At 44.0% G+C, this 18,919-nt stretch carries 11 protein-coding genes and 1 pseudogene; 7 read left to right on the top strand and 5 right to left on the bottom strand.

All coding sequences use genetic code 11. The features are described 5' to 3' along the window. Positions 1-86: 86 nt before the first annotated feature. From VY86_RS14065 to VY86_RS14045, 5 genes are all read left to right on the top strand, one after another. Entirely contained in the window at positions 87-1,445 is a 1,359-nt protein-coding gene (locus VY86_RS14065; RefSeq protein WP_046975402.1) for an MATE family efflux transporter, read from the top strand. A 756-nt stretch (positions 1,446-2,201) separates the two neighbouring features. Further along, positions 2,202-2,948, top strand: coding sequence for a Slam-dependent surface lipoprotein (locus VY86_RS14060; RefSeq protein ID WP_046975401.1), 747 nt, complete (start codon positions 2,202-2,204; stop codon positions 2,946-2,948). A 94-nt stretch (positions 2,949-3,042) separates the two neighbouring features. Continuing rightward, positions 3,043-4,530: a surface lipoprotein assembly modifier gene (locus VY86_RS14055; protein ID WP_046975400.1), complete on the top strand. Its 1,488-nt coding sequence runs from the start codon at positions 3,043-3,045 to the stop codon at positions 4,528-4,530. A 52-nt stretch (positions 4,531-4,582) separates the two neighbouring features. Further along, the gene (locus VY86_RS14050) at positions 4,583-7,579 is read left to right on the top strand and encodes a TonB-dependent receptor domain-containing protein (RefSeq protein ID WP_046975399.1); all 2,997 of its coding nucleotides are present in this window, start codon (positions 4,583-4,585) and stop codon (positions 7,577-7,579) included. Between the two features lie 74 nt (positions 7,580-7,653). Then, positions 7,654-8,454, top strand: a complete 801-nt coding sequence (locus VY86_RS14045; protein WP_046975398.1) for an energy transducer TonB — start codon at positions 7,654-7,656, stop codon at positions 8,452-8,454. A 12-nt stretch (positions 8,455-8,466) separates the two neighbouring features. On the opposite strand, the gene VY86_RS14040 is transcribed toward VY86_RS14045, so the two are convergent. Next, complete coding sequence (locus VY86_RS14040; protein WP_046976892.1) at positions 8,467-8,904, bottom strand: GNAT family N-acetyltransferase; 438 nt, start codon at positions 8,902-8,904, stop codon at positions 8,467-8,469. Between the two features lie 436 nt (positions 8,905-9,340). On the opposite strand from VY86_RS14040, the gene VY86_RS14035 reads away from it, so the two are divergent. Then, positions 9,341-11,269 (top strand): autotransporter domain-containing esterase, encoded by a 1,929-nt coding sequence (locus VY86_RS14035; RefSeq protein ID WP_046975397.1) that lies wholly within the window; start codon positions 9,341-9,343, stop codon positions 11,267-11,269. Positions 11,270-11,405: 136 nt separating this feature from the next. Beyond that, positions 11,406-12,799, top strand: a protein-coding gene (locus VY86_RS14030) for an IS1182 family transposase (RefSeq protein WP_158019895.1) whose coding sequence is annotated in 2 segments (ribosomal slippage) — positions 11,406-11,973 and positions 11,973-12,799 — 1,395 coding nt in all. Because the reading frame shifts where the segments join, the coding sequence is not laid out codon by codon here. Positions 12,800-12,883: 84 nt separating this feature from the next. Here the strand turns inward: VY86_RS14030 and VY86_RS23535 are convergent. The 4 genes and pseudogenes from VY86_RS23535 to tssF all read right to left on the bottom strand — a co-directional run bounded on the left by VY86_RS23535 (position 12,884) and on the right by tssF (position 18,919). After that, a pseudogene (locus tag VY86_RS23535) lies at positions 12,884-13,241 on the bottom strand (type II toxin-antitoxin system RelE/ParE family toxin). Between the two features lie 45 nt (positions 13,242-13,286). Beyond that, a complete protein-coding gene (gene tssH / locus VY86_RS14025; protein ID WP_046975396.1) occupies positions 13,287-15,911 on the bottom strand; it encodes a type VI secretion system ATPase TssH in 2,625 nt (874 codons plus the stop codon). Positions 15,912-15,962: 51 nt separating this feature from the next. Next, positions 15,963-17,054, bottom strand: coding sequence for a type VI secretion system baseplate subunit TssG (gene tssG, locus VY86_RS14020; protein ID WP_052760846.1), 1,092 nt, complete (start codon positions 17,052-17,054; stop codon positions 15,963-15,965). Then, on the bottom strand, positions 17,051-18,919 hold the full coding sequence (gene tssF / locus VY86_RS14015) for a type VI secretion system baseplate subunit TssF (protein ID WP_046975395.1): 1,869 nt from the start codon (positions 18,917-18,919) through the stop codon (positions 17,051-17,053). The genes tssG and tssF overlap by 4 nt, the downstream gene beginning before the upstream one ends.

Here is an 18,919-nt window from a genome sequence, read left to right as displayed (position 1 = left end):
TTAAAAATTTTTCTGCATGATTTTAGTTATAATTTATTGTTAGTATGATCAACATTGGAGCTAATCAATAAATTAATGGTATTTTTATGGCTAAATTTTCAAACTGGCAGGAATTAAGACAACTGTTCTTACTTTCTTTTCCCATTATTATTGCGCAGATAGCACGTACTGCAATGGGTGTGGTTGATATAGTGATGTCTGGTCACTATGCTACCGCTGATTTAGCGGCAGTAACGTTAGGAAGTAGTATTTGGTTCCCTATATTTGTGTTGGGATACGGGACTATTATCATGCTTGCGGCAGATGTCGCAAAGCACAAAGCGCAAGGTAATGAAGAAGGGGTCAAAGAAAGCCTTAGAAATTATTTGTTTCTATCGATGATACTTTCAATACCAATAATTTTATTATTAATGTTAATTAGCGAACTATTTTCGTTTATAGGCTTAGATGATAATATTTTAGATATCACACGGGGCTATGTTCTTGCTATGGCATTTAGTGTTCCTGGGGTGATGATATTTAATGTTTTTCGTTCATTTCTGCAAGGATTAGAAGACACGAAAGTCGCTATGTATCTATCTTCTGGTGCCTTATTACTGAATATACCATTAAATTACATGCTTATTTACGGGAAATTTGGTTTTCCGGAAATGGGCGGCATTGGCGCGGGTATTACAACGGCAATTATTAATAACCTAAGTGCTGTATGTTTAGTTGTTTATTTTTTACTGAAAGATGAATATCGGCGATATCGGTTTCGTTTAAAATTCCCAAAATATCAAGATTTACTGAGGACTTTTTATATTAGCATTCCTAGTGGATTGGCTTTTTTTGTTGAAATGGTTTTTCTCGATGTGGTTGCTGTATCCGTTGCGCCTTTAGGCACTCAAACTGTTGCCGCACATAATATTATGCTTAATATCGTCACTATCATTTATACCGTCATCACAGGATTTTCGACCGCGACGACCGTGAGAGTGGGCTCCTATATTGGGCAGAGAGATAGGACATCATTAATGGGTGTTATAAAAGTTTCGATTTCTTTGATATTATCTGTCTCTGCAATTTTTGGCTTTATAATATATTTTTTCGCGGCGCCATTGATTGCACTCTACACTAACGATGACTCAGTGATAATAATTGCACTTAGCCTGGCTTTTCTATTCTGTTTTTTCCAGTTCTTCGACTCCTTTCAGGCCTCTTTAGCGGGTATTTTGCGTGGTTTTCATGATACCCGCTCGGTATTCTACGCACCTTTATTTGGCTATTGGTTAGTTGGTTTACCACTAGGGTTTGTTTTGGCTCTGACAAACTGGGTAACCGATAGCATGGGGATTGTAGGATTTTGGTATGGTTTGGTTTTAGGTCTTTTTGTCAACTCTATTTTACTGTCTATTATATTAAAGGTGAGGGCGAGAACGATAGTTTCTCAGTTAAATTCTTAATAAATTAGCCTGAGAACTATCTCACCTACATAAATTCCCTGCAAAAAGTCAGGGAATTTATGAAGTTATGTAAATAACTTATTCAATTCTTTTATATAAGATAAAAAAAGTATCAATATTTCATAAAAAATTTTCATTGTGAATAAAAGTTTACATTTTAAATTTGTGGTTATTAAATTCATTATAGGCGGGAGATAATATTGTAATGGCATTTTAATCCGTATCGTTAATATGTCTATTTTAGTGGTTTTAGTAAATGATATATTAGTGAAGGTTTTCTGAATGATTATATTCCAATTCTTTATAATAATTTATTCCTGTTTAAATCAATAAGATAAATTATCTTTTATTGATTTTTGTTTTAAATTGTTAAATGTTTTTTGATAAATTCTTGATCAATAATTGCCATTATATTAGTTAAACGAAAAATAGTAATATATAAATTAATTTCAAAATGAAATTATAACCCACAAATATATTACTGTGTATTGATTTTTTTACACTTATTATTGGTTTTATCTATCTAAGATTATTTCCCCTATTATACTAAGGTTATGGTAAATATTGATTTAATAATTAAATAGTTAGGTGTATTTATTGCCATTTTATACAAGTTCACATAATAATTTTATGATAATGATTATCATTTCATTTTTTATTAAGAGTACGTTAATATGCGTGTCAGTCTTAGGACGGTACTAAAACTATGTAATAAGCAATCTCTAACATTTAATTAGTTAACATAAGGAATATGCTATGAACAAAGTTAAAGTGTTAATTGCAGTATTAGGTACATGTGGATTAGTAACACAAGCAATGGCTGCGCCAGGCTTTGGGCAAACTCAAAAGTTTGACCAGGATAAATCTAGTATTAGGGTAAATGTGACTGAGAAAGGTGGTGCAGGTCATGCAAGTCCTGGGGGAGAGCCGGGGATTGGGGTGCAATCTATAGCTGGTGGTAAAATCGTCAGCTTCTCTGGCCTTACCCGTTATGCCGCAGCGGATGCGAATGGCATTCATAAAATTTCTATGCCTGGATCGAGTACCCATAGTGGTATGGGGGTCTTTAACTTTACTAAAGTGGCTAATGCTGATGTCTATTTTGGCGAATGGTCACAAACCGGTCAGGTGCATGATACTACGCATACCGCCTATTACTCAGGTAAAGATGTTACAACCAATTTACCGACTGGTGGTATAGCGACCTATACGGTTAAAGGAATCAACCAATATAGTGGTAGCAATGCTTTGCAAGGCACATTCACTGCTGATTTCGGTCAGAAAAGGCTTTCTGGCTCAATAGCGAATAGTGTACTGACCGTCGGTATTAATTCCAGAATTAAAGCAGATGGCTCATTTGCCGGTAGGGCAACTGCCGGAAATGTTGTCGGTACAAACAACGGCCACTTCTTTGGTGATAATGCGTCGAGTTTAGCTGGGGTGGCTAAATTTGATTCAGATCATAGCAAAGATACTGCCTTTGGTGGGACTAAAAATCCATAATATGAATTTGTATTAACTGAATAAGGCAAAGTTCATATGGGCTTTGTCTTATTTTGTTTATTTATCAGTCCGACTATTAAGCAGCGATATTCCGATGTTAAATACACCTATTATCCGTTTTACGATACTGATCAACTGTTTGTTTTTTTACCCTTCTTTGGCTCTGGCAGATGAAGACACCGGCAGAAGATTGTGGCATAACGTACAGCAAAATTTGCAGGAACAAGAAAAAGAGATCGTCACTGATGAAACTGTGAATGAGAATACTGATCATTTATCGATAGTCCTTAATGGTCAGACTTTCAGTGTTGATAATAATGTGAATGAGGTTGGTCAGGCGCTATATTTAGCTATTAATCATCAACAGGTGAAGGATGTAGAACGCTTTTTGCCGATGTATCAGAAGTTACCTGGGCATGATTCCCAATTGGTACATTTTGCTCAGGCAAATCTTGCACGCTCGCAGGGTGATTTAGTTGCAGCAGAACAGCATTATCAGACTGTTTTACACCAGCAACCTGATTTTACCCGTGCTAAATTGGAGTTAGCCAGGGTCTATTATGAGAATCAAAAAAATAGAGAAGCCAGTTTACTGTTTAATGAGATTTCTGCGGCGAATCACGATAACGAAAATAAATTACCACCAGCAGTCATTAAGAATATAACCAGCTATCAGGATGCGATTGAATTGCGTAATGCCTGGCGTGGGTCTTTTGCCGTAGGATATATTTTTAACGACAATACTAATATGTCACCAAATAAGCCTCCTTTTTGCAAGGAATATGCTGAAAATGGCAGTTGTATAGTTGAACGTAAGTTGCCTTTGGCAAAGAAGGCAAATGGTATCAGTTATGATGCTACGTTACGTAAGATATACCAGCTAAGTGGTCACCACGGTATATCCTTGCGCTCAATGACTTATGGTGAAAGTTATCGTAATCATAGTGAGGAAAATGAAAATACAACTTCCGCTTATTTGGGATATAACTATAAGGCACAGAAAAATGATTTTCTGATAGGTCCAATTATTGAGTTTAATCATGTTGGTAATCATTCCCGTTATCGCACCACAGGAATGAAAACTGAATGGATGAATATTCTATCAAAAAATCTGGCATTGAATCTTGAAGGTGAATATAAACAGTTTCGTTATCATAAACTTTATAATCATAATGACGGTAATATGACTTCTGTTTATGCCACCTTATCTTATTATTTAACTGATCAGACAATTACCTTTACTGGTGGTGATTGGGTTAATAAAACCAGTGTTGAGAAAGCGGATGATTATCAACAAAAAGGCATACGAGCGGGTATTTCTACCCAGTTGTATCCGGGAATTAATGCTGTGGTATTTACTGTATTACGACAGAGGCAGTTTGGTGATTACAGTGTGCCATTAGGTGCACGTCGTAAAGACAATGAACAACTCTATTCGGCAATTATCAGTATGCCTAAGTTTGATGTTTTCGGTTTAACCCCGGTAATCACTTATCGGTACAGAAAAAACAATAGCAATGTTGATTGGTTATATTCATATAACAAGAATGAAGTGTTAATTAAGTTCGAAAAGTATTTCTGATGCTAATTGAAGTAATCGATTATTTAAATCCGTACTATGGCAGATAATCACTATGTATAAATTAAATAAATATAGCAAAATAACATTCATGCTGGCGTTAACCTACGGCATGATACCTGATCGCGTTGATGCAGAAACACCAACAGCTTCTTCTCAACCAGTCAAACAGTCCGCTGAAAATAAGGCCGACTTAGGTAAGATCAATGTTTCAGCTACCAGCGAAAAAGATCAGGCAGGCTATGATGCAGTTTACGATAAAGATATTACCAATATTTACCTGGGTAAGGATCTGGTAGAGCGCTATAAGGGCGCTTCACCTGCGGATGTTTTAAAAAGTGCAGTCGGCGTATTTAGTGGGGACTCCAGAAACAGCGGTGCATTAGATCCTAATATCCGTGGCATTCAGGGGCAAGGTCGGGTTCCTGTTACCATTGATGGTACTGAACAGGCGATTACGACCTGGCGTGGTTATAATGGTGCTAATAATCGTAATTATATTGACCCGAACTTGATTAGCAGCATTGAAATAGAAAAAGGCCCGTCACTGACTCGCGGAGTAAAAGGCTCGATAGGTGGAGCTGTAATGATAAAAACTCTGGGCATTGATGATGTGGTACCGGCAGATGAGAGTTTCGGAATTAACCTGAAATTAGAAACCAGCAGCAACGCAGTCAAGGAGCGTGCACCAAATCTGCAATGGGGACAAGATTATCGTGATATTCCTGGTTTTACTAAGGGGTTTAACTATGTTGATCCTGCGTTAGAAATTACGCCAAAAACCTCAAAAGATAATAAATTACTTGGCTTGAAAGATAATGCAATACGTTTGGGAATAGGTACCCGGCAGGAACATTTTGATTTAATGGCTGCATATAGCTATCGCAGTAAAGGCAACTATTTTGCCGGCAAGGGAGGCTCTCATCGCTATGATGCGCCGATCAGTGATAAGGATAAAGTTATCCTTGAGGGTGGTACTCGGTCGTATGATCCTTATTTACCTTTCGCGGCACGTATATATCGTCCCGGCAATGAAGTGCCGAATACTTCCAGTGAAATGGAATCTTGGTTACTTAAAAATACTTGGCATCTGGCTAATCAACAGACTATCGAGTTTGGTATCCGCGATACCAAGACGACTTATGGTGAAATTATGCCTTCGCGCATGAGTTGGGTTCGAGCTGAGGAAAATATTGTATCGCAATGGCCTTTGGCTAATGTACATCAGCAGGCATTTAATGTGGACTATAAATGGAAGCCTGATGGGAACAAGTGGGTTGATTTTGATATGAAGTTCTGGATTACCCGTACTATTAGCGATACTAATACTGCCGGGGGGTATCCTCGTGAGCCGCGGGAAAGGGATGCAGTCTGGGATGTGAATGGTAAGGAAAGAGATCCGAATAAAGATGGTAGCTTGGTAGAAACTGCTTCCACTAATGCGCATAATAACCGCTGGGGCGTTGATCTTTCCAATGCTTTTGCGCTGACTGCAAATCTGGATTTAACATTGTCGGCCAATCTGCAACGGGAACGTTTGGGTTCGCATGATGATTATGAAGCAAAGAGTTTCTCTAATTTTCGTTCATTGCCAAGAAAAGGGCGCCGTCAGGAAAACAATATTGCCTTTAATTTCGACTGGCGCCCTACCTCGTGGTTGGCGTTAAGTGCTGGTGCTAAACGAGTAAGCTATTGGTCTAAGGATGATTTTTTAAATGAGCGTTTAGCTGCCCGTGATCTTCGGTATAGTAAGGATAAGAAACAGATTGGTATGGGTTTGCAATATATGAGAACACTTACCGAACGCGAAGCTGAATTATTGAAAAAATTTAATGAATGCTTTGAGTGTTTAACTGATGATGAATTTAACGAATATAGCGAAAAAATTTTTTCTGAATCAAAAGAGCGAGATTCAATTTCTCGTCCTATGATACCGGTAGATGTACTTTGGCAATATCGTGATGACGGTAAGTTATATAAACAAGATAACCCCTATTTTAATGGGGAGCTTGATATGAATGAGCGTGTTATTGATCCTATGACTAACCAAGAAGTATATAAATATGAATATAGTAATGCCCAATCTAATAGCCGTTATATTGATAGCTCTGGGGAGATATTGAGTAATGGTGATGGTGGTTTAGTTTATAAGCAAAAAAGTGAACAGGAGCGTTGGGCTAAACAACCTAAACGTAAAGATTATGCCTGGGCACCGGTATTTTCAGCAACGGCTTATGTGAGTGATAACGTACGTATCTATGCACGTTATGCCGAAGCGGTACGTATGCCGAGTATTTTTGAAGATACCGTCGGCTTTTCCTCTGGTTTTACTGATAAACCGGCCCGCGCTTTTAAACCTGAACGTAGTAAAACGGTTGAAGTGGGTTATGTTCATGATTTAAGTCAGTTGTTAGGGGCGGAGCATAATGCGGATATTAAATTCGCTTATTACAATACAGTCATAGAGAATGTTTTTGACCGTGATAGTAACTTTAAATTTACTCAATTAGATAAACAGAAATTATCGGGTTTAGAAGTACAAGGACGTTATGACAACGGGGGATTCTTTACCCAGTTTGGCCTGTCTTATAATCTTAAAAATAAAGTTTGTGATAAAACCTCAGCGGGTATGTTAGATTCGACCAATCGATTTGGTGTTCCAGAATGTATTGATGGCGGTTTTCCCGGTGGTTTTTTAAGAACAACAATTCCCCCTCGTTATTCTCTTAATCTGAATATTGGTGGCCGGTTATTAGATGAAGATTTAGAAATAGGGAGCCGGGTGTTGTACCACAGCAGTGTGGAGAATAAGGATGAAAAATGGTTGATGAAAAAAATGCCGGGCACTTATAAAGGGATAAATAATAACCCGATGCGCTGGAATCCGGTAATGACCGTAGATGCTTACATTAATTATAAGGTTGCGCCAAATATTGTCGTTGAATTATCCGGCACTAACTTAACCGATCGCTATTATCTGGACCCGTTAACCCGCTCTATGATGCCGGCGCCCGGACGGACGTTTAAGCTTAGTGTCACCAGTCAGTTCTGACTCTTGACGGGAGATTAACCTGCCTGTAAGAAGGTTAATCTCCGCAGATAACGAGCGGAAAGGTGGCTTGAATTATGATGAAAAATCGTATTTATATTGGCTTGTTTGCTTCTTTGCTGTTACATACAAGTGTCATCGTGTTTATGACATCTCATTTATTACGTGATGACAGTGCAAATAATCAATCAGTGAATTCGCCAATAATCAGTATCTCAATAGAAATGGTTGCTTCAGCGGCACCTGCTGGGCAGGAGCATCCTACGAAGCAGGAACCTCTCCCGCCTCCGTTACCCCCCGAAGTGGTGGTAGCCGAATCACCGCTTGAGGCGAAAATAGCGCTCAATAAGCCAGTGGACAGGCCACGGAAACGAGAACAGCGGAAACCGCCGGAAGAACATGCAGATGCCAAACCGAGGAACAAGCCACAGAAAGAGCCAGTAAAAGATCGCCAGCCAAAACTGGCGGAGCGTGGACATAAACTGGAAACAGAGCAAGCAGCGGACAGTTCCCAGGTGACCGGGAGAGATGTTGTGGATTCACAAGCTGGCGCACGTCAGGCAACAACCAGTCAACCGATGACGGGTTTGGGTTCTGATGATTTACAAGGCTATCAGTCTGCCTTACGTCGTGAAATTGAAAAACACAAACGTTATCCACGTCGGGCTAAGAAGATGAAACAACAGGGTATTGTTCAGGTAAGTTTTAGCTTGCTGGACAGCGGCGATCTGACAAATCCTCAATTAGTGCGGAGTTCTGGCGCTGATGAATTGGATCGGGCTGCACTTGCGGCTATCCAACAAGCCCGGTCTGTAGGGGTAAAACCTGCTGGCCTGCCGAGGGATCATACCTTAGCGATAGAGTTTAATTTGCATTGAGGAGGTGACTCCTCATGCTTGTTTTCTCATGTGTAATAACGGAAAAGGATTACCCTGGCCGTCAGTTTCTGAGCGGTTGAAAACCTTAAACCCCTGATGCTGATAGAAACCCACTCCCTGAGCATTTTGTTCATTAACATCCAGTTCATTGATACCTAATTCAGTGATACCAAAATTCAGGAGTGCTTTGCCGATACCTTTACCACGAGAATCAGGGGAGATAAACAGCATCTCAATCCGATTCTGATCAACACCCATAAAGCCTTCAATTTGGTTTTTGTCATTTATCGCTTTATAAACAGCCAGTGTTAGCAGATAGGTATGCAGAATCAGTGGACGTAATTCATTAATATTTTCGTCAGATAAAAAATCGTGTGTTGCCCGTACAGAGGCTTCCCATATTTCGGCTAATTTACTGAAATCAGTCTTTATTGCTTGCTGAATTTTTATATTCATTTTTCTTAATCTTTTATTTTAACTATTTTTCTAAACCGATAATGGACTGACTCTATCACATTTATTGTGATGAATCGCTTCAGATATTACCCAGATCTAGCTAATTATCTACCCCAGAATTTTCTTCTGTCTGTTTCGTGATCTATTTCATGAAACGAGGAAGTGCGTTGAGACTATTTGGTCTAATATTACTTTTTATAGATAGTTGAATTTCAACCAAATTGGTTAATGAAACTGTCAAATAGCACGAAACTTTAAAGATGTAAAAAAACAATACAGAGTATCCTCTTTTACTAACTATAATGAGGTATTGGTTAACCAAGAGTAGGATTGCGTCATATCTCATGAATGCAGTTTCTATTTGGATTGATCATTTCAGTTGAACAGCCAGTTCAATGATAAATATAAAATCATTTCTTGAGGATAGTTAATGAAAAGGTCATTTATATTTGCACCAGGTATGTTGGCACTTTCGATAAGTGCAATTTCGAACGCACACGCTTATGACAACCTATATGTCTTTGGCGATAGCTTAAGCGATAGCGGAAATAGAGGTCGATTCACGACGGACGGTAAGACAAGTAAGTTGTATAACGATCTTATCGCTCAACAATTAGGTACAGAATTGAAGCCTTCCCAAGAAGGTGGAACTAATTACTCTGCCGGTGGCGCGACTGCTGTTGCCAGTTTAAATAATAAATATAACACTCAGGATCAGGTAACGGGTTACTTGGCAAGTCACGGTAACCGTGCTGATCCTAATGGCCTGTATGTTCACTGGATTGGTGGCAATGATGTTGACGCTGCATTACGAAATCCAGCTAAAGCGGAAGAAATTATTACTAAGAGTGCGGTGGCGGCTTCATCACAGGTACATGCTCTTCTCAATGCAGGAGCTGGGTTGGTGATCGTGCCTACGGTTCCTGATGTGGGTATGACTCCGAAAATTATGGAGTTTGTTCTCTCTAAAGGGGGAGCTACTCCTGAAGATCTGGCTAAAATTCATGCAGCAGTCAACGGGTATCCCACAATTGATAAAGACACCCGCCTTCAAGTTATCCATGGTGTTTTCAAACAGATCGGATCCGATGTTTCAGGAGGTGACGCCAAAAAAGCTGAGGAGACCACTAAGCAATTGATTGATGGTTATAACGAATTAAGTAGTAACGCTTCAAAATTGGTTGACAGCTATAATCAATTAGAAGATATGGCTCTTAGCCAAGAAAATGGCAATATTGTTCGCGTTGATGTTAATACCCTCTTACATGAAGTTATCGCTAATCCTCTACGCTATGGTTTTCTCAACACCATCGGTTACGCTTGCGCTCAGGGTGTTAATGCGGGTTCCTGTCGCTCTAAAGATATTGGTTTTGATGCCAGCAAGCCTTTTTTATTCGCTGATGATTTTCATCCAACTCCAGAAGCACATCGTATAGTTAGTCAATACACTGTTTCAGTCCTCAATGCTCCGTATCGGGTTATGTTACTGACGAACGCCAACAATGTGCCCGTCAAAGGGGCACTTGCTTCTCTTGACGGCCGTTTACAGCAATTGCGTAATGTGGGTAACGAACAGGGTAAACTAGGTGTATTCGGTGGTTATAGTGGTAATCACAACCATACACTGACATTGGGTAGTGACTATCAGATCATGGATAATATTCTGTTGGGTGGCATGATCTCGCGTTATCAGGATAATTCTTCTCCAGCCGATAATTTCCACTATGATGGCCGCGGCTATGTGTTCACCGCTTACGGCTTGTGGCGTTACTACGATAAAGGTTGGATTAGTGGTGATCTTCACTATTTGGACATGAAATATGAGGACATTACTCGTGGTATCGTGCTCAATGAGTGGTTACGTAAAGAAAATGCCTCGACTTCCGGCCATCAATGGGGCGGACGTATTACCGCTGGTTGGGATATTCCACTGACATCTGCCGTCACGACCAGCCCGATCATCCAATATGCCTGGGATAAAAGTTATGTCAAAGGTTATCGTGAATCGGGTAATAACAGCACTGCCATGCATTTTGGTGAACAGCGCTATGACTCTCAGGTTGGCACGCTAGGCTGGCGTCTTGACACGAATTTTGGCTATTTTAACCCCTATGCTGAAGTTCGGTTCAACCACCAGTTTGGTGATAAGCGTTATCAGATTCGTAGTGCTATCAACTCAACCCAGACCTCTTTCGTTAGCGAAAGCCAAAAACAGGATACCCATTGGCGTGAATACACTATTGGTATGAATGCTGTTATTACAAAAGATTGGGGCGCTTTTGCGTCAGTATCACGCAATGACGGAGATGTTCAGAATCATACCTACTCTTTCAGTTTGGGTGTTAATGCCAGCTTTTAATTGTGCGTTGGTCGAAAAATAAAATAATATTGGCTCACAGAAAGGTGAGCCAATATCAGATTATTGACAAAGTGCTGGTTTTTTATCCGGCATTTTGTTTTAATTAAGTTCCGTTCACTCAACGGAGCTTGCCGCCATGTTAAGAACACCCCCTCTCCAGACTTTCCCGCCAGAAACGCTCTCGCTTGACGAGCTGGTGCCTAAAAATCATTTGGTCCGTCAAGTCGATGCCGCCATTGATTTCGAATTTATCCGCGAATTAGTCGCCCCGTTGTATTGCCACAATAATGGCCGTCCTGCTATCGACCCGGTCATGCTGATTAAAATGATGTTACTCGGCTACTTGTTTGGCGTCCCCAGTGAACGCCGTCTGGTTCAGGAAATTCAGGTTAATGTGGCTTACCGCTGGTTTCTGCGCCTCGGACTGACAGAGAAGGTCCCTGATGCCTCAACCCTGAGTCAGAACCGCCGCCGCCGTTTCAATCATACCGCGGTCTTCCAGCAGATTTTTGACCACATTGTTGAACAGGCGATGGCCAAAGGATTCGTGGGTGGACGCGTACTCTATACCGACAGCACCCACCTGAAAGCCAGTGCCAATCCGCATAAATCGGAGAATGTCATGCGGTCGGTTCCCCCCGGCGCCTATGTTGACGCACTGGATAAAGCCGTCACTCAAGACCGGGCGGCAGCTGGAAAAAAAGCCTGAAGCCAGCCCTAAAGGAACGGCAGAGAAAGACGAAGGTCAGTACCGTCGATCCGGAAAGCGGGTTTATGCACCGGACCAACAAACCCAGAGGGTTCTTTTACCTTGACCACCGTACCGTGGATGGGCAAGTCGGTATTATCACCGATACCTACGCCACACCGGGTAATGTCCACGACAGCCAGCCTTTTATCAAGCGTTTGACGCGTCAGTTAGAGCGTTTTGCCCTCAACCCCCTCGCGGTTGGGTTGGATGCGGGCTATTTTACGGCCCCGGTTTGTTACTTAACGGAACAGTTAGGTGTCATGCCGATAATCGGTTACCGCCGTCCGAATAAGGGGTCGAACGTCTTCCAGAAAAAACATTTTACCTATGACAAGCAGGAGGACTGCTATGTGTGCCCTCAGGGCGAAAAGTTGATTTATAAAACAACCAGCCGAGAGGGATACCGGCATTATCAGGCCGCGGCGAATATCTGCCAGTATTGCCCGAAACGCGCGTCCTGTACGCAGGCCAAAGGGGGCAAAAAGATAACCCGTCATGTCTGGGAGGACAGTAAAGAGCAGGCCAGGGAAAACCGGCTAACGGAGTGGGGTAAAAAAACCTACAAGCGGCGAAAGGAGACGATAGAGCGTAGTTTTGCAGATGCGAAGCAACATCACGGGCACCGCTATGCCCGTTTCCGTGGGTTGCAAAAAGTGCAAATACAGTGTCTTTTGGCAGCCACAGCCCAAAATATCAAGAAGATAGCCTTGCTGGTCGCAATGCTTTGTTGTTTTTATCTCTGGAGAGCGAGCATTTCATTGCAGGAGAAGCGAAAATAACGCCTTGTCGGGCGATTAAATTGGCTTAATGAGGAAAATGGATGGCATTATGATTCACAATGAAAGGAACAAATCCCGTTATTTTCAACGAGGTTTGTCAGCGGTCTGTGACAGCCCTTTGGGCTGTTTCAGAATCTCATCAAAAGTTCTTGCCATTCGATTATTCCTCTTAAGTTTTTCCAAACGCGCTGTAAACTCACAGCCCGCTATTGGAATCACCACTTCATAGAACCTTTTTTCGTCACCAGTTTTATTACCTGCGCAAAGCTAAATCCCTTTTCGATTTGGATCGAACGCAAAGAAGGCTCTCAATGAGTCTCCCTTGCTTTGAACACAAAGTTCTTTCATGTTGCGATGAGATCCGTGTCTGCATATGGCCTTGATAGCATAGGCCTCGCTCTCGAAGTACCATAATGGTGGTCAGCATGTCTATACAGTCAATGTCACATGACTGCTCCCCAACCTTATATCTCCTCTGACTTGTATCTCAGCAAAAATGGCACTGAAATACCGCATTTTCCCAAATCACGTCTAATTGTGAATAATGCTGGTTCTCCATCGTTGCGGTAAGCAACCTACGACTTATCTGCGGCAACAAAATATTCGTCATGATCGAATCGATCCTGCGGGCACCAGATTCCTGTTCCATACAACAGGCCATAATCTGTTGCGTCACACTGTGATCGAATTGTGCCTCAATCCCATAATTTTCCCACAGACGTTGTACTATCCGCGCCAATTGCAGTTGCACAATATTTTCCAGTACTTCGTCACTCAATGATAAATAAGGAATGATCGTCAGACGGCCAAGCAGAGCAGCGGGAAACGTTCGTAACAGCGGTTGACGTAACTGCTGTATCAGCGTTTCCACATCCGGCAAACCATCCTGCCGGGTACAAGCCCTGATAACGTCCTGACTGCCAACATTCGAAGTCAATATGATCAGCGTATTACGAAAATCAATGCGACGGCCTTCACCGTCTTCCATCCAGCCTTTATCGAATACCTGAAAAAACAGTTCATGCACATCAGGATGGGCTTTTTCCACCTCATCAAGTAACACCAGACTATACGGACGTCGTCGAACCGCCTCCGTTAACACACCCCCTTCACCATAGCCGACATATCCCGGCGGTGCTCCTTTCAAGGTTGATACGCTGTGTGGCTCCTGAAACTCACTCATATTGATGGTAATCAGATTCTGCTCACCACCATACAGGCTTTCAGCCAACGCCAACGCCGTTTCAGTCTTCCCTACCCCGGAAGGACCACATAGCAGAAATACTCCCACAGGTTTATTGGGATCACCCAGATGTGCACGCGCTGTACGCACCCGTTCACTGATAGTATTTAACGCATGTTGCTGACCAATCACTCGCTGCCCAAGGCTGTGTTCCAGATTCTGGACAACATTGATCTCATTTTTCACCATCCGGCCAAGGGGGATACCGGTCCAATCCGCAACCACCGCGGCAACGCTGTGTGCGTCCACCGCGACCATAATTAATGGCTGTTCTCCCTGCAATAAACTCAACTGTTGCCGGCAATCCTGTAATTGTACCTGCCAGACCAAACGCTGTGCATCCTCCTCCGGTATTTCATCACCAGAAATCAGTTGCTGGCGTAAGCCGATAATCTGTTGAGCCAACGTCATTTCATTCTGCCAACGCTGTGCCATTTGCTGCTCCTCTGCCTGCAATTTATGGCGCTGGCCATCAAGCTGTGCCAAACGAGCACAATGATTACTCCCCAGTTGCTGCTCGCGGCAGACAATCTCGTATTCAATCTGGAGTGCGGCAAGCTGGCGGCGATAATCTTCCAATACCGCCGGCAGACTGTGCTGGCTGACAGCCACCCGTGCGCAAGTGGTGTCAAGCAGGGCGATGGCTTTATCGGGCAGCTGGCGAGCCGGGATATAGCGATGGGAGAGCGAGACCGCGGCTTCCAGCGCCTCATCCAGTAATAACACGCCATGATGCTGTTCCAGCTTTGCGGATAGACTGCGTATCATCTGTAAAGCCTGCGCTTCGTCCGGCTGTCCAACCTGTAACACCTGAAAACGTCGAGTTAATGCCGGATCTTTTTCAATATGTTTTTTGTATTCCGCCCAGGTGGTCGCACCAATGGTACGTAACTGTCCACGCGCCAGTGCCGGTTTCAACAAGTTAGCCGCATCACCAACCCCTTGCGCCCCTCCAGCGCCAATCAGCATATGAATCTCATCAATAAACAGAATAATGGGAACCGGGCTTTGCTGAACTTCATTAATGACCGCCTGTAAACGTGCCTCAAATTCTCCCTTCATTCCAGCACCTGCCTCCAAACGGCCAATATCCAATGACCAAAGCTGAACATGGCACAATGACGGCGGCAAATCACCCGATGTAATGCGTAGCGCCAATCCTTCCACCAGCGCCGTTTTACCCACCCCCGCCTCACCGGTAATCAGTGGATTGTTCTGCCTGCGACGCAGCAAAATATCAACCAGTTGGCGGATCTCTTTATCCCGCCCGACCACCGGATCAATTCGCCCGGCACGCGCCAGTGCAGTCATATCCTGCGCATAATATTGCAGCGCATTCTCTGACGCGGGTTGACGGTTTTCACTCTCTGCTACTGTTTTCTGAGAGCTGTCTTCCGTACTGTCATGCAGGATGCGGTTCAAATCCTGTGCCAAACTTTCTGCGTTAATACAGGAAAACTGAGCAGAAATAGCCAGCAGATGCTGACGCAGATTAAAGGTGGTTAACAGTGCCAGCAATAGATGCGCACCACGAATCTCGTCTGCCGCAAAAGTGACTGAACTACACACCCAAGCCCGTTCCACTGCCTCGTCAATATGGGCAGAGAGATCAGAAATCGCGCTGGCTCCGCGCGGCAATACATCCAGAGAGCGAACGATATCCTGTGCCATCTGCTGCTCATCCAGTGCAAAGTGGCCTATGATTTGTTGCAAATCACCCGCTTTCTGCTGCATCAGTTGATGCAGCCAGTGCGCCAATTCAACATAAGGATTGCCTCGCAGTTTACAAAATACACTGGCGCTTTCCAGAGCACTAAACAATGGCGGATTAAGTTTATTAAACAGTGACTGGCGATTGATATCTGACATAGAACCCTCGTCCATATTGATAGAAAAGAAAACAGGTGCAGTCTGTTATGACTACGCAGCGTTATCCGGACGGAAACAGAGATCTCTGCGATCGTGATAGGGGATGTTAAGTCCCAACCAACAGCTCTGCCCCAGCGGCTGATGGCCTCCTAGTGAACATCCCTGATAATGCTGATGATCCAGCGTGATTCTGAGCTTCCAGGTATATTCAAGGCCGACATAACCCCGAACCCAGTCACACAATTGCCGGAGATCATCACAATTGGATGTTGTAAACCGTGAAGCCGGCAAAAAACGCTGATATGCCGACCAAGAGAGTGGGCCAAGTTCCAGACAAAATGCATATTGCACATCCGCCACAGCGATACCGAGACGGGCAGTATTCCCTAACCGGGCACCGCCATGACCGTAATGCAGCCGCAACTGTTCATCACGGTCAATCGCTAGCCAGTGAAACTGATTTTCATGTAACGTCACCGGCAAATCAAAGTGGTAACGCAGCAAGCACAGCAAGCCGTCTTTATTACGCGGATAGCGGCTCAGGTGCCCGGCCATATAGTGATGTGTCCGCTCCTGACGGAGGCGGTAGCCTGGAACATGTCCCATGCCGATCAGGCTGGCAAAAAAGTGGTCGAAACGGCGGTTGTCACTACGATCAAAGGAGAGACAAGGCTGGGCATCCGCCCATGCCCGCCAGAATAGCGTTATCAAACGATGCTGAAACAGATTGAAAAAGGCACTCAGCGCATAATCTTTATGTTGCTTCTGACGTTGCCAGGCAAATTCAGTGACATGCAAAGGCAGGGGGCCATTCGGGCCAAACAGACCAAAGTTATTGATATTAATCTGATAGCGGATGCCGTCCGGGTAAGGCACGATAGCCGCAATTTCTGCCGGCGCAAAACATAATGCCGGCAGTTGCCCCAGACGCAATGGCTCATAGCGCGGTAAAGGCGAACGCCCCAATGGATAAGGTGCGCCTGACTGTGCATCAATACGCCGCAACAACTGAAACAGATCGAAATCCCACGGCGTTTTTTCTCTTGCTGTCCAAAAATGATCATCAAGTGCAGATGACGCGGTATGCGCTTTTTCCCCGGCATGTACGATCTGATTGCTGGCATGTATAGCGAATATCTTCATAGCAATGCCCTTACGCCGTCACACCCCGACCAGAACCCGATCGTTCCCCGCTGCACACTGGACAACGTCGTTTCCGCAAAACTGTTCACGGTCACCAAACGGCTAAACAGGTGTGCCAGAACACTCCCCATTAACCAGGGGGATCGACCAGAAAATGCCTGTTCGTCTACCTCCAACTGCACACTAATTCCACGTCGAAACAGTGGCATACCGGTCATATGACGATGTTGCGCTTGCAATCGACAACACCGGATACCACTAATCTGCTGTGCAATAACCGCATCCGCCTGACTGGCATGAAAACGTAATAACCGCCGTAATTCCGTTTCACCCTGTTCAGTAGCGCAATCCTGCAAACTAAAGTAGTTAAGCTGTAACTGATTGATCAACTGCCAGCAAACCCGGCTCTCTGCCAGAGCCGGGCGGGGTTCACTGGGACCTTTTCGCAACCGCACAGCGGAGACGGGAACCGAATCCTGCATCACCAAGCTCTCCTGTGCCTGTCGTTGCAGCAATAGCGGCAGATCACGGTTGGTACACAAAACTTCCGCACTGAGATATTTCAAATCACTGCGCCAAGGCGGATGATGCTCATCCGCCAGAGAGAGATAAACCTCACTGCCAAGATAATCAGAACGCATACCATAGCGGTTCATATTCTGTGGCAACAAACGCGATTCACGGCGGATAGAAAAATACTCCGCATTAACCAATGCGTCATCATGCTGGGTGTGATAAAGCGGATGAAAAATATAGCGCTCGTCACCGTCACGCTGGCTACCAATACCGCGTAATGCTGTGACGGCAAAAACCTCATAATCAAGCGGGCGCATGTTATCAACCACCACATGGTATTCATGTTGCTGCTCATTGATCGTCATCGGCTCGGCGGTACGCGGAAAAAGATTAATGGCAGGGGTACAATGCAGAGCCAAATGGCTGACATCCACCACCTTTTCCAATTGTGGCAAACGCACATCCAACAAGATCTGAATTTCCAGTCGCTGTTGCTTGCCTGCCTGTGCCAACAGTGGCTGCAAGCCACTGATGCTGAAAAACTGGAAACGGGCCGGAAAGGCAAAATATTCCTGCAATAAGCGATACGCTTCAACATTGCGCAAATCAACCGGCAACAACGCCTGCTCAGAGGCAAAGCCTTCATGACACAATGCCTGTGGCGGTAGCAATAACCGTTGCACCGAACTGCCGGGAATTTGGCACAATACCCCCTGACAATGTGCCATCAGTAATTCCAGCAATTGTAAGGCAGGAACATCACCGCCACTGAGGTAGAACATCAGCTCATCACATTGCAATTCGCCCAGTGACACATTATCAAAACACGATAGTTGAATACGCAAAGCACCCTGCACCTCAGCGCCGCCAAACACAGAAAGAGGGATATCCGCCGGCACACCGCCCAACTCCACCTGTGACAAACGCAATGGCTGCAAGCTCACATCCTGCGCTGTACGATAGCGGCAACTGAGTCCCTTCTTTTTCAGTGCCGGGCTTTCCATCAGTGAACCACGAGGCACCAGAAAACCTTTACTCAGATCCCCTTTGGTGGGATCGGGCTGTAATTCCACAATTGCCATTGAAGGCAAGCCCGCAAGATAGTTAGGATAAAGCGCTTCCAGTAACTGGGCGGAGAAACGCGGAAACTCAGCATCCATCTTGAGTTGAATACGCGAAGTCAGAAAAGCGACGCCCTCCAGCAAACGCTCAACGTAAGGATCGGTCACTTCATTGCCCTGCATCCCTAATCGCCCGGCCACACCAGGATAATGGCGGGCAAACTCATCCCCCATTTCACGCAGCCATGCCAGTTCGCGGTTGTAATACTCCAGTAGTTTTTCCTGCAT

This window comes from Photorhabdus thracensis, assembly GCF_001010285.1.
Classification (GTDB): domain Bacteria; phylum Pseudomonadota; class Gammaproteobacteria; order Enterobacterales; family Enterobacteriaceae; genus Photorhabdus; species Photorhabdus temperata.
The sequence above is the reverse complement of the archived record's forward strand: the minus strand, read 5'-3'. Positions and strand labels throughout refer to the sequence as shown.